This window comes from Brachybacterium sp. GCM10030268 (assembly GCF_042666305.1).
Taxonomy (GTDB): Bacteria; Actinomycetota; Actinomycetes; order Actinomycetales; family Dermabacteraceae; genus Brachybacterium.
Map to the genome: position 1 here is coordinate 67,401 of NZ_JBHTCW010000004.1, position 20,150 is coordinate 87,550.

21 protein-coding genes and 4 tRNA genes are annotated in these 20,150 nt (G+C 70.5%); 9 read left to right on the plus strand and 16 right to left on the minus strand.

Annotated features, from left to right (window positions below; translation table 11 throughout):
* Positions 1-146 precede the first annotated feature (146 nt).
* Complete coding sequence (locus ACFQRD_RS07815) at positions 147-530, plus strand: universal stress protein (protein ID WP_377803699.1); 384 nt, start codon at positions 147-149, stop codon at positions 528-530.
* Between the two features lie 149 nt (positions 531-679).
* On the opposite strand, the gene ACFQRD_RS07820 is transcribed toward ACFQRD_RS07815, so the two are convergent.
* The 7 genes from ACFQRD_RS07820 to ACFQRD_RS07850 all read right to left on the minus strand — a co-directional run bounded on the left by ACFQRD_RS07820 (position 680) and on the right by ACFQRD_RS07850 (position 7,218).
* Positions 680-2,173 (minus strand): catalase, encoded by a 1,494-nt coding sequence (locus tag ACFQRD_RS07820; RefSeq protein ID WP_377803700.1) that lies wholly within the window; start codon positions 2,171-2,173, stop codon positions 680-682.
* A 91-nt stretch (positions 2,174-2,264) separates the two neighbouring features.
* Positions 2,265-2,771, minus strand: coding sequence for a Fur family transcriptional regulator (locus ACFQRD_RS07825; RefSeq protein ID WP_377803701.1), 507 nt, complete (start codon positions 2,769-2,771; stop codon positions 2,265-2,267).
* Between the two features lie 121 nt (positions 2,772-2,892).
* On the minus strand, positions 2,893-3,093 hold the full coding sequence (locus tag ACFQRD_RS07830; protein WP_377018234.1) for a hypothetical protein: 201 nt from the start codon (positions 3,091-3,093) through the stop codon (positions 2,893-2,895).
* Positions 3,094-3,282: 189 nt separating this feature from the next.
* Positions 3,283-3,355 (minus strand) — tRNA-Thr (locus tag ACFQRD_RS07835).
* 87 nt (positions 3,356-3,442) lie between these two features.
* The gene (locus ACFQRD_RS07840; protein ID WP_377803702.1) at positions 3,443-5,086 is read right to left on the minus strand and encodes an alpha/beta hydrolase; all 1,644 of its coding nucleotides are present in this window, start codon (positions 5,084-5,086) and stop codon (positions 3,443-3,445) included.
* 254 nt (positions 5,087-5,340) lie between these two features.
* Complete coding sequence (locus tag ACFQRD_RS07845; RefSeq protein WP_377803703.1) at positions 5,341-6,075, minus strand: ABC transporter permease; 735 nt, start codon at positions 6,073-6,075, stop codon at positions 5,341-5,343.
* A 114-nt stretch (positions 6,076-6,189) separates the two neighbouring features.
* Positions 6,190-7,218, minus strand: a complete 1,029-nt coding sequence (locus ACFQRD_RS07850) for an ABC transporter ATP-binding protein (RefSeq protein WP_377803704.1) — start codon at positions 7,216-7,218, stop codon at positions 6,190-6,192.
* Between the two features lie 200 nt (positions 7,219-7,418).
* Between ACFQRD_RS07850 and ACFQRD_RS07855 the strand changes: the two genes are divergently transcribed.
* Together ACFQRD_RS07855 and ACFQRD_RS07860 are read left to right on the plus strand one after the other, a co-directional pair.
* On the plus strand, positions 7,419-8,558 hold the full coding sequence (locus ACFQRD_RS07855) for a sensor histidine kinase (RefSeq protein WP_377803705.1): 1,140 nt from the start codon (positions 7,419-7,421) through the stop codon (positions 8,556-8,558).
* Positions 8,540-9,232 carry a response regulator gene (locus tag ACFQRD_RS07860; RefSeq protein ID WP_377792988.1) on the plus strand — a complete coding sequence of 231 codons (693 nt, stop codon included), beginning with the start codon at positions 8,540-8,542 and terminating at the stop codon, positions 9,230-9,232. Before ACFQRD_RS07855 ends, ACFQRD_RS07860 begins: the two co-directional genes overlap by 19 nt.
* 281 nt (positions 9,233-9,513) lie before the next feature.
* Here the strand turns inward: ACFQRD_RS07860 and ACFQRD_RS07865 are convergent, their stop codons facing one another.
* Positions 9,514-9,879: a metallopeptidase family protein gene (locus ACFQRD_RS07865; RefSeq protein ID WP_377018240.1), complete on the minus strand. Its 366-nt coding sequence runs from the start codon at positions 9,877-9,879 to the stop codon at positions 9,514-9,516.
* 229 nt (positions 9,880-10,108) lie between these two features.
* On the opposite strand from ACFQRD_RS07865, the gene ACFQRD_RS07870 reads away from it, so the two are divergent.
* Positions 10,109-10,181 (plus strand) — tRNA-Glu (locus ACFQRD_RS07870).
* A 150-nt stretch (positions 10,182-10,331) separates the two neighbouring features.
* Here ACFQRD_RS07870 and ACFQRD_RS07875 read toward each other — a convergent pair.
* Positions 10,332-10,463: a hypothetical protein gene (locus ACFQRD_RS07875; RefSeq protein ID WP_377803706.1), complete on the minus strand. Its 132-nt coding sequence runs from the start codon at positions 10,461-10,463 to the stop codon at positions 10,332-10,334.
* 249 nt (positions 10,464-10,712) lie between these two features.
* Between ACFQRD_RS07875 and ACFQRD_RS07880 the strand changes: the two genes are divergently transcribed.
* The 3 genes from ACFQRD_RS07880 to ACFQRD_RS07890 all read left to right on the plus strand — a co-directional run bounded on the left by ACFQRD_RS07880 (position 10,713) and on the right by ACFQRD_RS07890 (position 12,186).
* Positions 10,713-10,786: transfer RNA gene (locus tag ACFQRD_RS07880), tRNA-Asp, on the plus strand.
* Positions 10,787-10,890: 104 nt separating this feature from the next.
* Positions 10,891-11,913: an NADP-dependent oxidoreductase gene (locus tag ACFQRD_RS07885; RefSeq protein ID WP_377803707.1), complete on the plus strand. Its 1,023-nt coding sequence runs from the start codon at positions 10,891-10,893 to the stop codon at positions 11,911-11,913.
* A gap of 197 nt (positions 11,914-12,110) precedes the next feature.
* Positions 12,111-12,186, plus strand: a tRNA-Phe gene (locus ACFQRD_RS07890).
* An 89-nt stretch (positions 12,187-12,275) separates the two neighbouring features.
* Here ACFQRD_RS07890 and ACFQRD_RS07895 read toward each other — a convergent pair.
* Positions 12,276-12,737, minus strand: a complete 462-nt coding sequence (locus tag ACFQRD_RS07895) for an RrF2 family transcriptional regulator (RefSeq protein ID WP_377803708.1) — start codon at positions 12,735-12,737, stop codon at positions 12,276-12,278.
* Positions 12,738-12,764: 27 nt separating this feature from the next.
* On the minus strand, positions 12,765-13,661 hold the full coding sequence (locus tag ACFQRD_RS07900) for a sulfite exporter TauE/SafE family protein (protein WP_377803709.1): 897 nt from the start codon (positions 13,659-13,661) through the stop codon (positions 12,765-12,767).
* Positions 13,662-13,830: 169 nt separating this feature from the next.
* Between ACFQRD_RS07900 and ACFQRD_RS07905 the strand changes: the two genes are divergently transcribed.
* Entirely contained in the window at positions 13,831-14,466 is a 636-nt protein-coding gene (locus tag ACFQRD_RS07905) for a maleylpyruvate isomerase family mycothiol-dependent enzyme (RefSeq protein WP_377803710.1), read from the plus strand.
* A 33-nt stretch (positions 14,467-14,499) separates the two neighbouring features.
* Here the strand turns inward: ACFQRD_RS07905 and ACFQRD_RS07910 are convergent, their stop codons facing one another.
* The gene (locus ACFQRD_RS07910; RefSeq protein WP_377018247.1) at positions 14,500-14,862 is read right to left on the minus strand and encodes a serine/threonine protein phosphatase; all 363 of its coding nucleotides are present in this window, start codon (positions 14,860-14,862) and stop codon (positions 14,500-14,502) included.
* A gap of 121 nt (positions 14,863-14,983) precedes the next feature.
* Between ACFQRD_RS07910 and ACFQRD_RS07915 the strand changes: the two genes are divergently transcribed.
* Complete coding sequence (locus ACFQRD_RS07915; RefSeq protein ID WP_377803711.1) at positions 14,984-16,693, plus strand: formate--tetrahydrofolate ligase; 1,710 nt, start codon at positions 14,984-14,986, stop codon at positions 16,691-16,693.
* Between the two features lie 95 nt (positions 16,694-16,788).
* Here ACFQRD_RS07915 and mnhG read toward each other — a convergent pair whose 3' ends face one another.
* From mnhG to ACFQRD_RS07935, 4 genes are read right to left on the minus strand one after another with little or no spacing between them, the layout of a single operon-like run.
* Entirely contained in the window at positions 16,789-17,373 is a 585-nt protein-coding gene (gene mnhG, locus ACFQRD_RS07920; protein ID WP_377018249.1) for a monovalent cation/H(+) antiporter subunit G, read from the minus strand.
* Positions 17,370-18,065, minus strand: coding sequence for a hypothetical protein (locus tag ACFQRD_RS07925; RefSeq protein ID WP_377803712.1), 696 nt, complete (start codon positions 18,063-18,065; stop codon positions 17,370-17,372). The genes mnhG and ACFQRD_RS07925 overlap by 4 nt, the downstream gene beginning before the upstream one ends.
* Positions 18,062-18,598, minus strand: coding sequence for a Na+/H+ antiporter subunit E (locus ACFQRD_RS07930; RefSeq protein ID WP_377018251.1), 537 nt, complete (start codon positions 18,596-18,598; stop codon positions 18,062-18,064). Before ACFQRD_RS07930 ends, ACFQRD_RS07925 begins: the two co-directional genes overlap by 4 nt.
* Positions 18,595-20,148, minus strand: a complete 1,554-nt coding sequence (locus ACFQRD_RS07935; RefSeq protein ID WP_377803713.1) for a Na+/H+ antiporter subunit D — start codon at positions 20,146-20,148, stop codon at positions 18,595-18,597. The genes ACFQRD_RS07930 and ACFQRD_RS07935 overlap by 4 nt, the downstream gene beginning before the upstream one ends.
* Between the last annotated feature and the right edge of the window lie 2 nt (positions 20,149-20,150).

Genomic DNA, 20,150 nt, shown 5'->3' on the forward strand with positions numbered 1-20,150 from the left:
GCCGCTTCGATCACGACCATGACGTTCCCGGCCGTCCACCCGGTCAGGCCCCTCGTGCCGGGAGCTCGGGCCGAGCCCGTAGGATCGGGGGCAGGCGCGCGCTGACCGGGCGCGGGCCGGGCCCGGACCGCACCTCAGGAGAACAGATGGCAGTCGTCGTCGGATTCATCCCCACCGACGTGGGATTCAAGGCGCTGGCAGCTGCACGTGAGCAGGCGGAGCTGCGAGGCGGCCCGCTGATCGTGGTCAACGTCGTGCGCGAAGGGGTCACCGAAGACCCCCGCCACGCCGACGACCAGCAGCTCGAGATCGCTCGTGACCAGCTGCGGCAGGCTCCCGTGCGCGTGGAGATCCGCCAGGAGCGCACCGAGGAGGATATCGCCGAGGTGCTGCTGACGGTGGTCGAGGAGGAGAAGGCCGAACTGCTGGTCCTGGGCATCCGGCGCCAGAAGGACCTGGCCCGCCACCTGCTGGGCCTGACCGTGCAGAAGCTGCTGCTGTCCGCCCCCAGCGAGGTCCTCGTGGTGTGAGCGACGCCGGCCGGCGCCAGACCCGCGGACAGACCGCGACAGCGCGAGCCACCGACGACGTACAGAAGCGGCCCGTCCCCCACGTGTGAGGGACGGGCCGCTTCCTCTCGTCCGCGGCCGGGCCGCACGCTGGACCCGGTTCCGGTGGCTCAGGCCTCCAGCGGGTCCCCGCCGGGCTGCTGATCCGCCTTGGCGGTGCCGACGGCCAGCTCGATCCGCTCGCCGATGGTGGTGTCGATGTTCTTCCAGTACTGCAGGGCCTTGGACAGGACCGGCTCCTCGACGGTGCTCAGGGCACCGGAGACGGTCTCGACCAGGCGATCACGGGCGGCGTCGTCGAAGACCTCCCGCACCAGCGTGCCGGCCTGACCGAAGTCGTCGTCCTCGGCGTGCAGGGTGTAGGCGGCGCGCACCATCTCCCCGTCGGCCTCCCAGCCGTTCTCCGAGGGGCCCTGGGTGTCCTGGTAGGCGCGGCCGTAGGAGTTCGGTGCGTACACCGGCGCGTCCCCGCTGTGCAGGAACTCCATGAACCCTTCCTTGTCGTAGGAGTTCGTGGGCACGATCGGCTGGTTCACCGGCAGCTGGTTGAAGTTGGTGCCGATCCGGTGGCGCTGCGCGTCCGGGTAGGAGAACGAGCGGCCCAGCAGCATCTTGTCCGGGGACAGGCCGATGCCGGGCACCGTGTTCGAGGGGCTGAACGCGGCCTGCTCGACCTGGGCGAAGTGGTTGACCGGGTTGCGGTTCAGGGTCATCGTGCCGACCTTGATCAGCGGGTAGTCCTCGTGGGAGACCGTCTTGGTCAGGTCGAAGATGTTGAAGCGGTAGTGCTTCGCGTCCTCGTACGGGATCACCTGCACCGAGACGGTCCAGCTGGGGAAGTTCCCGCCCGCGATGGACTCGAAGAGATCCCGGCGGTGGTAGTCGCCGTCGGTGCCGGCGAGGCGGTCGGCCTCCTCGTTGGAGAGGAACTCCATGCCCTGGTCGGTGTGGAAGTGGTACTTGACCCAGAACTTCTCGCCGTCGGCGTTGACCCACATGTAGGTGTGCGAGCCGTAGCCGTTCATGTGGCGCCAGGTCTTGGGCAGGCCGCGGTCGCCCATGAGGTAGGTGACCTGGTGGGCGCTCTCGGGGGAGTTGGTCCAGAAGTCCCACTGCATGGTGTTGTCGCGCAGACCCGAAGCCGGGGTGCGCTTCTGGGAGTGGATGAAGTCGGGGAACTTCATCGGGTCGCGCAGGAAGAAGATCGGGGTGTTGTTCCCGACCAGGTCGTAGTTGCCTTCCTGCGTGTAGAACTTCAGCGCGAAGCCGCGCACGTCGCGCCAGGTGTCGGGCGAGCCCAGCTCGCCGGCGACGGTGGAGAAGCGCAGCAGCAGCGGGGTCTTGCGGCCGGGCTGGAAGAGGTCCGCCTTGGTGCACTTCGAGACGTCCTCGGTCACCTCGAGCTCACCGAAGGCGCCGGAGCCCTTCGCGTGGGGGCTGCGCTCCGGGACGCGCTCGCGGTCGAAGCGGGCCAGCTTCTCGACCAGGGCGACGTCGTGGAGCAGCAGCGGGCCGTCGGCCCCGACGCTCAGCGAGTGCGCGTCGGACTCGCGCGGAGCACCGGACTCCGTGGTGCTCTTCTTTGTGGGGTCGAAGTCGTTCATGTACTTCTCCTGGGTTGGTGATGGGTACTGACAAGTTGTCACGAAAGGCGGACAGACGACGGCCCGTCTCGCACCGGCAGGGCCGGAGCGATCAGGGCGAGGACGAAGCGGGCGAGTCGAGCTGAGCGGCGGCAGCGGTGGAGGATGCCGACGCACCGGTCGGGACGGCGGACGTGGCGGCCTCGTCGCGACACGCGGCGCACACGCCGCGGTAGACAACCTCGGCGACCTCGATCTCGAAGCCGAGGTCGTCGTGGGGCAGCAGGCAGGGGGCCTCGCCGATGGCGCACGGGACGTCCTCGAGGCGCCCGCAGACGCGACATTCGAGGTGGTGGTGGTTGTCGTGCTCGTGCAGCTCGTAGCGGGCGCTGCGGCCCGCGACGGGGACACGTCGCAGCAGCTCGACCTCGGTCAGGGCGTGCAGGACGTCGTACACGGCCTGGCGGGAGACCGCTCCCAGGCGCTCCCGGACGGCATGGGCGACGGAGTCAGCATCAGCGTGGGGGTGTTCGGCGACGACCTCCAGGGTCGCGAGCCTCGGGGCGGTCACGCGCAGACCGGCGTTCCGCAGAGCGGGGGCGCGGTCGGCGTTCGGCATGACGCCCACCCTAGCGCGCTTTCTGGACTTGTCCAAAAAAACGCACGCGTCCAGGATCGGTGCCGCTCGGCGGACGCGGGCGCGGTGTCAGAGCCGGCGTCGCGTCAGAGCTGGCGTCGCGTCAGGACTGGTGGCGGTGCTTCTCCACGGCGGCCCAGAAGTCAGCGGTGCGGAGGTCCTCGACGCTGTCGAGGTTCTTGCTCTCGGCCAGCTGCTGGAGGTCGTCGGCGATGGCGTCGAGGTCGAAATCGCTGGCGTCGTGCCGGCCCGAGGGGCCGGCGATCGTGCTCGCGATGAACGTGGTCAGGCTGTCGCGGTCCATGGGTGCTCCTGTGACTCGGCGGGGTGTCGGGACGACCCTATGCGGTTCGGCTCCGGCGACACTGCGAGCGGGAGCGCGCGGCGCGCACTTCGTGGGGAGAGGAACAGCACGAACGGGCGGAGCACTCGCGGTTCGGGCAGAGCAGAGGCCCCCTGTCCAGCTGGTGCGCTGGTCAGAGGGCCTCTCCCGAGCCGCCTGCCGGAATCGAACCGGCGACCTATTCATTACGAGTGAATCGCTCTACCGACTGAGCTAAGGCGGCGTTCCCGCCGGTCACATGGCGGACCGCATCACTGTACGGGACTCGCGGCGGCGGGCGCAAAGCGATCGGCCGCGATCCGCGTCACGCTCAGCAGGTCAGCCCGTCCTCCGGAACCGTGTCCTCGAGGAGGTAGGCGTCCACCTGCTCCTCGATGCAGCCGCCGGAGCGCCCGTAGGCGGTGTGGCCGTTGCCCTCGAAGGTCAGCAGGCTCGCGCTGTCGAGCTGGTCGACGAGGCTCTCGGCCCACTTGTACGGGGTGGCCGGATCGCCCGTGGTGCCGATCACCACGATGGGGCCGGCGCCCTCCGCGGCGATCGGCGCGGGCTCGCGAAGCGCGGGCTCCGGCCACTGGGCGCACGGCGAGTTGTCGTTGCCCATGGTCGGCCCGAAGGTCGGGAACTCCTCCGCGAGCCGTTCGGCCTCCTGGTCCTGCCACTGCTCGTCGGCGATGCCGGGATGGTCCAGGCAGTTCACGGCGGTGATCGCGTAGGTCGAGTTGGTGCGGTAGGTGCCGTCGGGCAGGCGCTCGGCGGAGCGGTCCGCGATGGCCAGCAGCGGCTGCCCGTCCCCCTCCATGGCGGCGGTCAGCGCCTCGCGACCCTCCGTCCAGGACTGGTCGCTGTACAGCATCGACATCACGGCCGATCGCGCGAGCGCGCCCGTCAGCGGCCGCTGGGGATCGTCGGTCTCCAGCGGCTGGTCATCGACGGACTCGAAGAACGAGATCAGCTCGTCCTTGGCGGCCGCGGGGTCCCCGGAGAACGGGCACGAATCGGCGCTGTCCAGGCAATCCTGCAGGAACGCCTCGGTGGCCTGCTCGAAGCCCTCGGCCTGCCCGGCGGAGAGCTCGTCCATCGTGATCGTGGGATCCATGGCGCCGTCCAGGACGAACTTGCCGACCCGATCGGCGTAGAGATCGGCGTAGGTGGCCCCGAGGTAGGTGCCGTAGGAGTAGCCGAGGTAGTCCAGCTGCTCCGAGTCCAGTGCTGCGCGCAGCACATCCATGTCGCGGGCCGCGGAGTAGGTGTCGAGGTAGGCCAGCACGTCCCCCGAGTTCTGCTCGCAGGCGTCGGCCAGACGGGTGTTCCACTCCTCGGCGAGCTGGTCGGCCTCCGGGGTCCCCGCCTCGGCGGTGACCGAGCGGTACTCGTCGGTCTCCTCGTCGCTGAGGCACTCGATGCCGGCCGAGCGGGCGACGCCGCGGGGGTCGAAGCCGACCAGGTCGTAGGAGGAGCTGACCTCGGGAGAGATCAAGTACGGCGCCGATTCCAGGAAGTTGACGCCGGAGGCGCCCGGGCCGCCCGGGTTGACCACCAGGGATCCGGTGGCCTCGCCGGTGGCCGCGATCCGGGCGACGGCGATCTCGATGTCCCCGGCCGACGGATCGTTCCATGCCAGGGGGACGGTGATGGTCCCGCACTCGGCGTCCGGGTTCGCGACGTCCTCGCACTCGCCCCACTCGATGGACTGCTCGTAGTACTCGGCGTAGGCGGGGTCGGTGGCGGGGTCCGTGCCGAGGTCCTGGGCGGCCGAGGTCCCGATCTCCGTCAGGGGCAGATCCGCCTCTCCGGCGGGGGCGTGCTGGGTGGCGCCGCCGCCGTCGCTGGCCGAGCCGGTGCTCCGGTCGGGGCCGACGTCGTCCTGGGTGCACCCCGCCATCAGCAGGACCGCCGCTGCCGCCGCTGCGGTGATGCGGGCGAACGGACGAGGCGACAGGCCTGCGAAGGTCATGCGGTGTTTCCTTGTCTGAGGACGGACGGGACCGGGGCGACGGGGCCGCCGAGGAGTGCAGCCCCGAAGCGCTCATCCGACGACGGAACCCGGCCGCGGGTCGGATGCGCGCGAGGAGCGGGGCCCGGCCATCCTAGGCCTCGCCGGGTCCCGCTCGGGCCGCGCCACCCGGCTCGGGCCGGGTCCATTGCCGTCCTAGCTTCCGGTCCGGGGTGTCAGGCTGCGACGTTCCGTCTCCGTCGGCTCGCCGCGGGTCATCCGACTTCGCGGTGAGACCAGCGCCAGATCCCGAACGCGGCCGGGAGGATCACCAGCAGCACCAGCGGGATCAGTTCGAAGGCTGTCGCCTCGCCGTTCCCGAAGGCCGTGGCGGCGGTCTGCAGGTCGAATGCGCGTACCAGGTCGGTGAGGAACTCGGAGCCGGTCAGGACTCCGACGGCGGAGGCGGTGCCGACCACGAAGGGGAACCCGATCGCGGCGATCAGGCCGAGCACGGTCGATTGCAGGGCCAGGCCCATGGCCAGGGAGAACAGCAGGGTCACGGCGATCACGGGCAGCTGCGTGCTCAGCACGCCGTCCAGCGAGTCGAAGCTCGCGCCGTCGCCGAGCATCTCGCCGCCGATCCAGGTGGCCAGGGCTGCGAGCGCGAGGGAGATCGCCACCAGCACACCGACCACCACGATCGCGGCGAGCGTCTTCGAGGCCAGCACCGCGAGGCGCCCGGGGCGCTGGAGGATAGTGACCTGGATGGAGCCGTCGGACCACTCCCCTGCGGTGATCAGGACCGCGATAATCGGGATGATCAGCGTCAGCGGCAGGGTCAGGACGATGACGGTGTTCTCGAAGTCGGAGGTGTTCACGGGCAGCAGCGCGGGCTGGAGGAGCCCGCCGAGACCGGCGAACGCGGCGACGAGGATGAGGCTGATGGCCACCATGATGGCGGCGGCGCGAGTATCGAGATAGGCGCGGATGTCGAGCAGGGGGCGCATGGGGGTCTCCTCGGAAGAGTCGATGAAGGTCACGGGCAGGGCGTCACGCTCGGAATCGAGCGCGGGCGCCCGTGAGGGAAAGCGGCCGCGGTCCCTCGGTGGGGACGCGCGGAGTCAGACCGACGCGGGCTCTATGGGCTGGGCGAGCGATGAGCCCCCGTCGGCGGCCTCCGGCTCGGTCTGCCCGGTCAGGGCGAAGAAGATCTCCTCGAGGCCGCCGCCGTCGGCCGCACCGAGGGAGGTCAGCACGATCTGCTCACGCAGGGCGAGGCGGCCGACGTCCTCCGGGGCGAGGCTGACCTCGAGCACCTCTCCGGGGCGGTGCTCGTAGGCGATGCCGTGCTTGTCCAGGGCAGTGATCAGCGCCGCCGGGTCCAGGGCCCGCACGTGGGTGCCGCCGCCGGCGGTGAGGTCCTCGAGCGTGCCCTCCTTCACCAGCCGGCCGCCGGCGATCACCACCAGCCGGTCGACGGTGGCCTGGACCTCGCGCAGCTGGTGGCTGGACAGCAGCACCGTGCCGCCGGCATCGGCGAAGGAGCGCAGCAGGCGACGCATCCAGCGGATCCCCTCGGGGTCCAGGCCGTTGGCGGGCTCGTCGAGCACGAGCACGGCGGGGTCGCCGATGAGGGCGACGCCGATGCCGAGGCGCTGGCGCATGCCGTAGGAGTAGCCGCCCACGCGCTTGGCGCCGGCGTCGGCGAGCCCGACCATCTCCAGGACCTCGTCGGCCCGGGCCGGCGGCATGCCGATGGTGCGCGCCGCGAGGCGCAGGGTCTCCAGCCCGGTGCGGCCGCTGTGCAGGGCGCGCGCATCGAGCATCACGCCGATGATGCGCGCGGGGTGGTCGAGGCTGCGGTAGTCCGCGCCGCCGACGAGGGCCTGGCCGGCGTCGGGCTCGGCGAGGCCGGTGAGGATCCGCAGGGTGGTGGACTTCCCGGCACCGTTGGGACCGAGGAAGCCGGTGATGGTGCCGGGGTGGCAGACGAAGCTGAGATCGTCCACGGCGGCACGGCCGCCGTAGCGCTTGGTCACGGCGCGCACCTCAAGGGCTGCGCTGCCGGCGATGAGGGTGGGCGCGGAGGGGTCGCGGGTGCCGTTGTCGCCGCTGGGGGTCTCGTCACGGGGGCCGGTGTTCGTCGTCATGGTCCCGAGCCTCCTCCCCGGCGGTCCGCTCGCGACAGCGACCGGCGGTCAGGCGCTCGATGACGAACGTCGGGATCCTCAGTGGTTCCCGTCGGCCGTGCTACGACCTCCGTCGATGCGCGGCTCGACCTCCGGCTGGATGGGTCCGGCGACGGGGATCTGGACGCCGCAGGCAGTTCGGGCGCCGATACAGTGTCGACGTGGAGGAACTGGGAGCGCCCGTGCGCCGGATCTGGCAGGAAGTGCTGGTCCTCGCCGTGGTGGGGATCGAAGTGGTCCTGCTGGTGCTCACGGCGACCAGCCCCGGCGAGTGGTGGCGGGCCGGGCTCGCCGCTCTGCTCGCGGGGGCACTGATGTTCCGGCACCGTCACTGGCCGTGGCTGCTGCCGCTGGTGCTCGCGCTGAACTCCCTGTCATGGTCGCTGGCCATCCTGATCATCGTCACCTACGCCTATGCCACCCGCAGCAGCAGCCGCCTGCGCACCTTCCTGGTCTCGGTGCTCGCGGTGGCCTCGGGGGCGGTACCGGTGGCGGCGCTGCAGGGCCCTGCGATCTCGACGACGGGGACGGTCATGGGCCTGGTCCTGACGGTGCTCGTGGTCGCCGCGGCGGCCGCGACCGGGATGTACACCTCCACGCGACGCATGCTGCTGGCGCAGCTGCACAAGCGCGCCGAGCAGGCGGAGACGGGCCAGGCCGCGGCGGAGGAGCAGGCCCGCCGCGCCGAGCGCACCCGCATCGCCCGGGAGATGCACGACATCGTCGCCCACAAGATCTCGCTGGTCGCCCTGCAGGCCGGGGCGCTCGAGGTCAACTCGGACCTGGAGCGGGCGCAGGTCGAGCAGTCGGCCGCGCTGATCCGGCAGACGGCGACCACCGCGCTGTCGGAACTGCGGGAGGTGCTGGGCGTGCTGCGCAGCGACGGCGAGGAAGCCCCCTTGATGCCGCAGCCGACGTGGGAGGACGTGCGGCGCCTGGTGGAGACCTCGAAGGATGCGGGGATCACGGTGGATCTGTTCGACTTCATCGACGATCCCGTCCCCGATCCGCTGGCGCGCACCGCGTACCGGGTCGTGCAGGAGGGGCTGACGAACATCCACAAGCACGCCCTGCACACCAAGGCCCGGGTCGCCCTGATCGGCGAGCCCGGCACGGAGCTGATCATCGAGGTCAGTAATGTATTGCCCAAGGGGTTCACGACTGATCTGCCCGGGGCCCGGATGGGACTGTCGGGCATCGAGACCCGCGTGGCCCATGCGGGTGGGACGATCACGTCGGGGCCCACCGATGATGGACGCTTCGAAGTGAGGGCGGTGATCCCGTGGCCGACGACAACGTGACGCGCGTGGGACTGATCGACGACGATTCCCTGGTGCGCGCCGGGCTGGCGATGATCCTGGGGGCCGATCCCACGCTCGAGATCGTCGGCCAGGCCGCGGACGGTTCCGAGGCGGTGCCGCTGGTGCACAAGCATCGGCCCGACGTGCTGCTGATGGACGTGCGCATGCCCGGCATGGACGGCATCGCCGCCACCAAAGCGGTCTCGGCCCTGCCGGACCCGCCGAAGATCATCATGCTGACCACGTTCGACATGGACGAGTACGTGTTCCAGGCGCTCGAGGCCGGGGCGGGCGGCTTCCTGCTGAAGGACACCCCGCCTCAGGAGCTGGCCCGGGCGGTGCACGTGGTCGCCGGCGGTGACGCCATGCTCTCCCCCACCATCACCCGCCGGATGCTCTCCCACTTCTCCGACGCCAATCCCGGCTCCCGCCAGGAGCGCCACCCCGGGCTGGACCAGCTCACCGAGCGCGAGACGGAGGTGCTCGGCGCCGTGGGCGCGGGGCTGTCGAACGCGCAGATCGGGATGCGCCTGTTCATGAGCGAGGCGACGGTCAAGGCGCACGTCTCGAAGATCTTCGCCAAGCTCGACTGCACCAATCGCGTCCAGATCGCGATCATCGCCCACGAGGCGGGCCTCAGCGATCTCGACGTGGATCCCGCCGTCGAGGGCTGAGCGGGCCGTGGCGGGCGACGCCTGAACGGCTGAGCGGCCCCGCCGCGGTACTGATCACGGGACCGGGCCGGCGCACTGGGCCGGCGCTCTGAGCCGGCGCTCTGAGCCGGCGCTCTGAGCCGGCGCGGCACAACACGCGGCCGCGCCCACCCATTCCACCGATCTGTTGCGACCACGCAACGAATCGGGGGAACGGCGCGGCACGTCGGGCCGAGGCTCGGGCTCAGGCCCTCCGCCTTGGCCGAGTTCGTGCGGTGACGGCCACCCGAGGCGACGGCCGTTCAGCCCCAGCCGAGCTCGTGCAGGCGCGCGTCGCTGATGCCGAAGAGGTGGCCGAGCTCGTGCAGCACCGTCACGGCGATCTGTTCCACGAGGTGCTCGCGGGAGAGGGCGGTGCGCTGCAGCGGGCCGCGGAAGATGAAGATCCGGTCGGGCTGGGCGAAGCCGTCGAAGACGCTGCGCTTGTCCAGCGGGATGCCCTCGTACAGACCCAGCAGCTCGGTGCCGGCGGAGTGCTCGTGGCTGGGCTCCTCCTCGACCAGAATCGCCACATTCGCCTCGGCGATGGAGCGGGCGACCTCCTCGGGCAGGGAGTCCAGGGCGTCGTCGACCGCTTCCTCGAACTCCTCGCGGCTGATCGTGATCATGGAGCCATCGAACCACGCTCACGCCCAGCGCCTGATGGGCAGACCGACATGCAACCGTCACGGGCGGAGGAGAGGTGCGCAGGAAGCGCGGAAGGAATGAGCACGGAAAGCGGGGCGGGACGTGAGAGCGCTCGAGGCGGATGTCGGATACGCCGCATCGACCGGCAGTGCGCGCGCGGCATGCGCGACGGGCAGGTATGCTCTGCGGCGGGCAGTTTTCGCTGTCCGGGCCCCCATCGTCCAGCGGCCTAGGACACCGGCCTTTCACGCCGGCGACACGGGTTCGAATCCCGTTGGGGGTACTCCTCTGACCTGCTCTGAAGAACTCGACCATGGCCTTCGGACTCCAGTCCGGAGGCCATCGGAGTCTCTCGGGCAGAACATCACATCGCAGTGGGACCGGACGCGCGAGGACAGCGCGCCGCCCTCGAGCGTCAACTGGCTCTCGATCGTCAGCTGAGCGTTGCGCCGACGATCATGATCCCCACCAGTCCGAGCCCCGCTACGACCACGTGGGAGACGCCCAAGGTCGTCCCGACGATCGCTGCCGTGCGGCGACGCCCTGTCGACACGAGGCCGATCACGCCGAAGATGATCGCCACGATGGCGATGACCAGCGGAGGCGCTGCGGGGGTGTGGACTCGGCGGTGTCGTGGGTCATGCCCAGAGACTCTACTCAGCGGACCGTCTGACCAGGCATACTGTCGGAGCCGACCACGTCGGCCGCCCCTCGGGCGGCAGGTGCGAGACGGCTCACAGCCAAAGTGGCTGTGAGCGCCGCGAAGGTCCGGTAGAGTTATCCAGGTCGATCCGCCGAGCGGATCGAACACCAAGGCCCTGTAGCTCAGTTGGTTAGAGTGCCGCCCTGTCACGGCGGAGGTCGCCGGTTCAAGCCCGGTCAGGGTCGCCCCTCACGAAGGCCCCGGAACATGGTTCCGGGGCCTTCGTCGTGTCCGAGATCGCCTCCTCACACCTGGACATCTCCCCGACCTGCGGGCATACGCTCGCACAATGAGCACGACAGCACTGAACCACCGCATCCGCCTCGGTTCGAGGCCCCACGGAGAACCCACCGGAAGCGACTTCCTCCATGACGCAGTCGCCGTCCCTTCCCCCGGCCCGGGCCAGGTGCTGCTGCGGACGCGCTACATCTCGCTGGACCCCTACGTGCGCGGCCGCATGAGCGATGCCAAGTCCTATGCGGCCCCGATGGAGGTCGGGGACGTCGTCGTCGGCGGCACCGTCTCCGAGGTGGTCGAATCCGGGGCCGAGGAGTTCACCGCGGGAGAGATCGTCCTGTCCTACGGCGGGTGGCAGGAGTACAGCCTCGAGCCCGCCGAGCGGCTGCGCCGGCTGGATCCTGACGCCGCCCCGGTCACCTCTGCGCTCGGCGTGCTCGGCATGCCGGGGTTCACCGCCTACGCAGGCCTGCTGGCCATCGGCAAGCCGCAGCCGGGTGAGACCGTCGCGGTCGCCGCCGCCACCGGCCCGGTCGGCTCCGCCGTCGGCCAGATCGCCAAGCTCCAGGGCGCCCGGGCCGTCGGCATCGCCGGCGGGGAGCGCAAGATCGCCCATCTGCGTGAGCTCGGCTTCGACGAGGCGCTGGACCACCGCGCACCGGATCTTCCCGGCCGCCTCGAGCAGGCCGCGCCGGACGGCATCGACGTGTACTTCGAGAACGTCGGCGGGCCCGTGTGGGATGCCGTGCTGCCGCAGCTGAACGAGTTCGCCCGCGTCCCCGTGTGCGGGCTGGCCGCGAACTACAACGCCACCTCGCTGCCCGAGGGCCCCGATCGCAGCGGGCAGCTGATGGGCGCCGTGCTGTCCAAGAGCCTCACCCTGCGCGGCTTCATCCAGCGCGAGTTCGTCAGCTCGATGTTCTCCGACTTCCTGCGGGACATGACGCAGTGGGTCGCCTCCGGCGAGGTCACCTACACCGAGGACATCACCGAGGGCCTCGACAACGCCCCCGACGCCTTCGTCGGGATGCTGCGCGGGGACAACTTCGGTAAGGCGATCATCAAGGTCTCCTGACCTGACGGGATCCCTCGTGCCCGACGGGCCGGGGCGCGGGTGCGGGCGCGACGCGGATGCCTCCACGTCCTCTGCCACCCCGGCCTCGGCCGTCGGGACCTGCGGCCCTGCCCGTGGCGTCGCTCTCACCGCGCAGCCCGGGTTGGGCCCACCCCTCGAGGCCTGTTAACCTTGTCCTCGGCCGCTTCGGCGGTCACGGCTCTGTAGCTCAGTTGGTAGAGCGTTCGACTGAAAATCGAAAGGTCACCGGATCGACGCCGGTCGGAGCCACCACAGGAAGGGACGATCTGCGGATCGTCCCTTCTGTCGTCCAGGCCGGCGTGTCACGATCAGCGCGGCCGTCCAGGCCGAAGGGGCCGCCGTCAGTGCGATCGCCAGGCGTCTTCGTCCTCGGTGCGCCGGGTGACCTCGTCGGGCAGGTCATCGTCGGCCAGCTGCTGGATGGACACGTGCTCGAAGACGCTTCGCAGAGCGTGCCTGGCCGAGATCCACACCCGCTGCAGGGGTGCCGCGTTCCCGTTGTAGGCCACGGCTTCGGGGCGCTGGTCGTACACCGACACGAGCGGTCCGTCGACGGCCCGGATCACGTCCGCGACGCTGACTTCGTCGGCCGGCTTGGCCAGCCGCCATCCGCCGGCCGGGCCGCGCTGTGACTGCACGAGTCCTGCCCGTCGGAGGTCTCCGAGGATGGTCAGCAGGAATCCGCGAGGGATGTCCTGGTCGTTCCCGAGCACCTCAGCACTGAGAGGTCCCCGGTCCGAGTCGCCGGAGGCCATCTCGATCAGGGCGCGCAGCGCGTAGTCGGACTTGGTGGAGACCCTCATAGCGCCCAGTTTCGCAGAGCCGACGGATCATGCCGCGATCAGCTCCGCCTCGGCGGCCTCCGCAGCTCTGGCGGTGCGCTCCTGGTGCACGGCCCACGCGATGGCGAGGAGCCATGCGGCAGCGACGGCCACGGTGAGCACCGTGGCGGCACTGCCCGTGACCCCGAGGGTGCCGGCGATGGTGCGGACGTTCGTGAGCACGATGAGCCCGCCGGCTGCGACTCCGATGACCCGCGCGGGGAGGATCCGCACCAGCCAGGCGGCGATGGGGGCGGCGATCACGCCGCCGGCGAGCAGGGCGCCGGCGATCGCCCATTCGATCCCCTGGGAGCCGAGCGCGATGAGGAAGCCGAGCGAGCCGCCGACGGCGACCAGGAACTCGCTGGTGTCGATCGATCCGATCACCTTGCGCGGCTCCAGACGCCCAGAGGACAGCAGCGTGGTGGTCCCCACCGGCCCCCATCCGCCGCCCCCGACCGCGTCCAGAGTGCCGCCGACCAGGCCCATCGGAACCAGCATCCCCGGCGCCGGCCGGGCCTTGAAGACAGGCCGGCGCCCACCGAGGACGAGGAAGCGCCAGAGCACGTAGAGACCCAGCAGGAGCAGCAGGCCCGCGACCCACGGCTTCGCGACTGCTCCGTCCAGGCTGGAGAGGAACGTGGCACCGGCGAAGGCGCCGACGAATCCGGGGCCGGCCAGGATCGCCACCGTCCGCCAGTCGACGTTGCCCAGCTTGTGGTGCGAGATCCCGGAGACCAGCGACGTGCCGATCTCCGAGAAGTGCACCGCCGCCGAGGCGGCGGCCGGGGCGATCCCCACTGCCAGCAGCATGGTCGAGGACGTGACGCCATAGGCCATTCCGAGCGATCCGTCGACGAGTTGGGCCAGCAGCCCTACCGCCGCGAGAACCAGAAGTTTGCGCATCCTGCCCACCCTGTCCCCGAAGGGAACCGTCGAAGCTGACCAACCGGACCGAGCCAGCGAACCACACTAACTAGATTATGTACACCGCCTTGGTTCACTTTGGGATCGCGAGCCTCTGCCGGCATGCGCACCCTTGTGCAGGGCACGGAGTGGCCATAGCGTGACCAGCGTGAGCAACCGCGACCTCTGGCCCCTCATCCACACTGAACGAGCCGCTCTCGCGGAATCGCTCTCCGACCTGCCTGACGACGCCTGGAACACCCCCTCGCTGTGCGACAGATGGACGGTCGAGGACGTCCTGGCCCACCTCACCGCCGCGGCCCGCACCTCCACCGTCCCCTGGCTGGCGAACATGGTCGCCTCCCGGTTCGACACGGACCGTCACAATCGGCGGCTGCTCGAGAAGCATCGGGGCGCGACCCCAGCCGAGACCCTCGCCACTTTCCGACGCGCGAGCACCACGACAGTTGCGCCACTGGGATCGCAGCAGGGAGCACTCGGCGAGGTCGTCGTGCACTCTCAGGACATCGCCCGCCCGCTGGGCCTAACTCTTCTCCCCTCCCGGGAGGCGGTCGAAGCGGTCGCCGCCTTCTTCGCCCGCACGGACTTCGCCGTCAACAGCCGAACGCTCACCAAGGGGCTGCGTCTCGAATCGAACGACGGGCAGCTGCGCACCGGCGACGGCCCCATGGTCACGGGGAACTCCCTCGCGCTAGTTCTCGCGATGGCCGGACGCCCCAGCGCGCTGGATGAACTGTCCGGCGAAGGGGTCGCGATCCTGCGCGAGCGCCTGGCCGATGCCTGAGCGAATAGGCCGACGCGTGGTTGCTCCGACACGTCACTGCCGCCGCAGGCGCCGCTCCGTGTCGGGCCACCGCACGTGCAGGCTGTCGGTGCCCATCAGGCCCTTGGTCGCGAGGTAGTCGGCCAGCACCACGCCGCGCGGGGAGAGCTCGACGATCGTCAGCCCAGTGATCTCGTCGTCGGTGTCCGCGTCCAGCACCCACTGTTCGGCGAGTTCCCACAGTCCCTGCTGCTCGACGAGCTCCTCGCCCGCGACGAACTCCACGGGCTCGCCGAGGCAGTGTCCGAGCAGACTGCGAGGCTGGACGACGTCGTAGTCGTCGGTGAGCGGCTCGAGGTAGCCGACCGTCTCGCCGTCCTCGCGGGTCACCGTGACCCAGTCGCTCGCATCGCTCATGAGGAGACACCCTACCCAGCCCCCGGGATCTCGTGACGCACGGGGAGCACCGCCCGTACAGTTGGGCTGAGCAACCGGGCACGATCCCGGGCACGCCGAACCTGCTGGGAGGACGACAACGATGTCTGCCGAGAACCCGGATCTCCAGATCGCACAAGCTGCGACCCTGCAACCCATCACCGAGATCGCCGCGCGGGCCGGAATTCCCGACGAGGCTCTCGTTCCCTACGGCGCGAACAAGGCCAAGGTCGACATCCGCCGGATGAGCGCCCCCGGCCCCGAGGCGGCGCGCTCCCCGAAGCTGGTGCTGGTCTCGGCCATGTCCCCCACCCCGGCCGGCGAGGGCAAATCGACCACGACCGTCGGCCTCGCCGATGCGTTCTCCCTGAAGGGGCTCCAGACGATGGTCGCGCTGCGCGAGCCGGCGCTGGGCCCGATCATGGGCATCAAGGGCGGCGCCACCGGCGGCGGCTACTCGCAGGTGGTGCCGATGGAGGACATCAACCTCCACTTCACCGGCGACTTCCACGCGATCCAGATCGCCAACAACACACTGGCCGCCCTCGTGGACAACCACATCCAGCAGGGCAACGAGCTGGACCTCGACCCGCGCCGCATCCAGTGGAAGCGGGTCGTGGACGTCAACGACCGCGCGCTGCGAGAGATCGTGGTGGGCCTCGGCGGCCCCAGCCAGGGCGTGCCGCGCGAGGACGGCTTCGACATCGTCGTCGCCTCCGAGATCATGGCGATCCTCTGCCTGGCCACCGATCTCGCGGACCTCGAAGCGCGCATCAGCCGGATCGTGGTGGGCTTCACCAGGGGCCGGGCGCCGGTCACCGTCGCCGACCTCGGGGTGGCCGGCGCCATCACCATGCTGCTCAAGGACGCCCTGCTGCCGAACCTGGTCCAGACCCTCGGCGGCACCCCGGCACTGGTGCACGGAGGTCCCTTCGCGAACATCGCCCACGGCTGCAACTCCCTGGCCGCAACCCGGCTGGCGCTGTCGCTGTCCGAGATCACGGTGACCGAGGCCGGCTTCGGCTCGGATCTGGGCGCCGAGAAGTTCCTGGACATCAAAGCCCGCCTGGGTGACCTGACGCCCGACGCCGTGGTGGTCGTGGCCACGGTGCGGGCGCTGAAGATGCACGGCGGTGTGGCCAAGGATGACCTCGCCACCGAGAACATCGAGGCGGCCCTGGCGGGCACCTCGAACCTCGCCCGCCACGTCGAGAACCTCCGGAAGTTCGGCCTGGAGCCCGTCGTCGCACTGAACCGCTTCCCCACCGACACCGAGGCCGAGCTGGAGGCCGTCCTGGACTGGGCCCGGCAGCAGGGCTTCCACGCGGCGCTGTCGGAGGTGTGGGCCCGCGGCGGTGAGGGCGGTCTCGCCGTGGCCGACGAGGTGCTCGCTGCGATCGACGCGGCCCGCGGCGACACGACCGGGACGGATGAGACGGGCTTCCGCCCGCTCTACGATCCGGCCGACGGCATCGAAGCCTCGCTGCGCACCCTGGCCCGCGAGATCTACGGGGCCGACGACGTCGTCTTCGAGGACCGCGCCCCGGCGCAGCTGAAGATGCTCCAGCGCAACGGCTGGGACACCCTGCCGGTGTGCGTCGCCAAGACCCAGTACTCCCTCTCCGACGATCCCACCCTGCTCGGGGCGCCCACCGGCCATGTGCTGCACGTGCGCGATCTGGTGCCGAAGATCGGGGCCGGGTTCGTGGTCGCGCTGACCGGATCGATCATGACCATGCCCGGGCTGCCCAAGGAACCGGCCGCGCTGCGGATGGGCGTCACCGAGACCGGGGAGTCCGTCGGGCTCTTCTGAGCTCGTCCGGCCGGCGAGAGCCCGGATCGCGCTGCGTCGACGACGGAGCCCGGTCGCCCGATGGCGACGGTCGCGCTCAGCGACGTCGGACGCGCTCAGCGACGGCGGTCGCGCTCGGCGACCTCCACGGCCTCCCGCTCGGTCTCGTCCTCGAGGTCGACGTCGATGACCTCGGAGTCCTCGACGTCCTCCGCACCGGCTTCGGGCTCCTGCCAGTTGCGGTCGGTGACCGCGTCCGCCGTGGAGACGCCGACGTTCTCGGGGAAGCGTCCCCCGTCGGCCATGCTCTCGTGGTCGTCGCCGGCCTCGTCGAGGAATCCGTCCTCGTCGTCGTCCTCGTCCGACGGGGAGGCCAGGCGCGGGCTGAGCTCGTCGATCGCGTAGTCCCCGCCGCGCACGAAGCCGCGGCGGAAGGCGGCACGACCGACCATCACGCTCGCCACGGGCACCGTGAGCATCTGCGCGAGCAGCACCACCAGCAAGAAGGCGGCCAGCGACCAGGACCGCGACACCAGGGCGGCCCCCGAGAAGACGAGGATCAGGCCCAGGGTCTGCGGCTTGGAGGCGGCGTGCAGGCGCATGAGCACGCCGTCGAACCGGTTCAGCCCGATCGCGGCCAGCACGGCCAGCACCAGTCCGGCGCCGATCAGCACGGCGGCGATGGTCTCCACGATGGTCATCGTCCCTCCCCCTGCGACCGGTCTGCTCCGAAAACCCAGTCCTCGTCGTCGGCGAGAGCCCCGTCCTCGGTCCCGGCGCCGCGCTGCGGGCCTGGCCCGTCCTCGAGGCCGAAACCGTCCTCCGCTTCGAACCCGCGCTCGGCCTCGCCCACCTCCAGGGCGGCGTCCTGACCGTCCTCGAGATCGAACGTGTTCGCCGGCGATGCCACCTCCGGGATGGTGCTGAGCGAGCTGACGGATCCCTCGGCGTCCGCGCCGAGCGAGCCGGCGGAGTCCGTGGCGCCGACGCCCTGGGGGCCGTCGGCCGCGCCCTGAGAGCCGACGGGACGGCCGGAGGCTCCATCGCGGTGATCGACGTGGATGGCATCGAGCGGGCCCGTGTCGGTGTGCGGCTCCTCCTGGTGGCGGCGCCGCGTGCCCTGCATGGGCTCCTCGCGCGCGACGAAGCGGGCGAAGGTGACGGTGCCGATCAGGGCGAGCCCGGTCAGGGCCAGCATGGCCGGTCCCGCCCAGGCCGCCCGGACATGTGCCGTATACACGGCCATGCCGATCACGACCAGCACGACCAGGGAATCCGTGGAGACGGCGCGATCGAGGATGGTGGGGCCGACGATCATGCGGTAGACGACGCTCAGCGCGGTCAGGGACAGGATCGCCCCATAGATGACGAGGATCAGATCGAAGGGACTCATCGCAGCCCCGCATCCTCGAGCACCTGGCGGCGGCCGACGGCCCGCAGCAGCCGTGCTTCCTGCGCGCGCACGGTGCGACGGGCCCGCTCGACCTCCTCGGGCGTGCCGGCCCCGATGGTGTGAAGGAACAACATGCCGGTCGCGCGCTGCGCCTCGACCACCACCGAGCCCGGGATCAGAGTGCACAGCACGCCGGTGGCGGTGAGGAAGAAGTCCGAGCGCGAGGCCATCGTCACGGCGATCACCGAGCTCGGCGGCGGAGGCTGGGGCCGGACCGCGTACCAGCCCACCTCGACCGCGGAGACGCACAGATCCGCCAGGAAGCGCAGCACGAAGTAGGCGAAGCGCAGCGGGCGCAGGGTCAGCTCGTGCCCGGTCGGCGGCATCGGGAACAAGGCGAACACCAGCACCGCGGCCAGCAGGCCGCCGAGGACGTTCTGCAGGCCGAAACCGCCCCACAGCAGGCACCACAGCGCCACGGAGATGAGGATCCACAGCCAGGAGCCGAGCAGGTCGCGCAGGCGTCCGGTCATCGCTCCTCCACCTTCCGGCCCTCGTCGTCGATCCGGTAGACCAGGTCGCTCGCGGCCTCGTCCCCGAGCACGGCCCCGACGTACGGGGCCCTCGAGAGCACCGTGCGCGCCGCCTCGGTCGAGTAGTCCATCAGCGGCCCCGCCAGCACCGTCAGCAGCAGCGAGAAGCCCACCAGTGCCGCCGTCGCGCCGGTCATCACGCGCGGCGTGCGCACCTCGCGGGAGAGGACCTCCTCCCCCGGCTCCTGCCAGAACGCACGGTTCCAGATCTTCGCGATCGCGTACAGAGTCAGCAGGCTGGTGACCACGCTGATGGCCACGAGGATCTGCCCGGGGGCCCCGTAGTCGAGGCCGGCCTGGATCAGCCCGGCCTTGCCGAGGAATCCGGACAGCGGCGGGATGCCGGCGAGGTTCATGGCCGGGACGAAGAACAGCACCGCGATCAGCGGGGCCAGCCGCGCCAGCCCGCCCAGCCTGACCAGGTTCGTCGTCCCACCGCGGTGCTCGATCAGTCCCGCCGTCAGGAACAGCGTGGACTGGACGGTGATGTGGTGGGCGATGTAGTAGATCGCCGCCCCCATCCCCATCAGGGTGCTCATCCCGATGCCGAAGAGCATGAAGCCCATGTGGGAGACCAGCGTGAAGGACAGCACGCGTTTGAGGTCGGTCTGGGCCACGGCGCCGAGGATGCCGACGAGCAGGGTGAGCCCGGCCGCGGCCAGCAGCAGGTTCTGGATCTGGGAGGCGGGGAACAGCAGCGTCTCCAGGCGCACGATCGCGTAGATGCCCACCTTCGTGAGCAACCCGGCGAACACGGCGGTCACGGGCGCGGGCGCCGTCGGGTACGAGTCCGGCAGCCAGGCGCTGAGGGGAAAGATCGCGGCCTTGATCGCGAACGCGACCAGCAGCATCAGCTCCAGGATCATGCGGGTCCCGAAGTCCAGCACGTCCAGGCGCACCGCGAGCTCGGCCATGTTCACGGTGCCGGCCGCGGCGTACACCGCGGCGATCGCCGCCAGGAAGATCACCGAGCTGAGCAGGGAGACGATCACGTACGTGGTCGCGGCGCGGGTGCGGCTGGCCGAACCGCCCAGGGTCAGCAGCACGAAGCTCGCCGCCAGCAGCACCTCGAAGCCGACGTAGAGGTTGAACAGGTCTCCCGCGAGGAACGCCATGGACACCCCGGCGACCAGGCCCAGGTAGGTGGGGTGGTAGATCGCCACCGGGGTGCGGCCGGAGTTCTCGCTGACGGCCTGCGCGCTGGAGTACACGAGCACGGCGAGGGTGACGAAGCTGGAGACCAGCAGCATCAGGGCGGTCAGCCGGTCGGCGACCAGGACGATGCCCAGCTGCGGCGTCCAGTTGCCGATCTGGAGGACGAGCACGCCGTCCTGGGTGACGTGGTAGCCCATCACCAGGGAGACGACGAGGATGGCGACCAGCGTGAGGATCGTCAGCCACAGCTGGACGCGGGCGTGGTGGCGCAGCAGAAGGGTCACGGCGGCACCGCCCAGGGGCAGCATCACCGGCAGCGCGAGGAGCAGTTCCATGC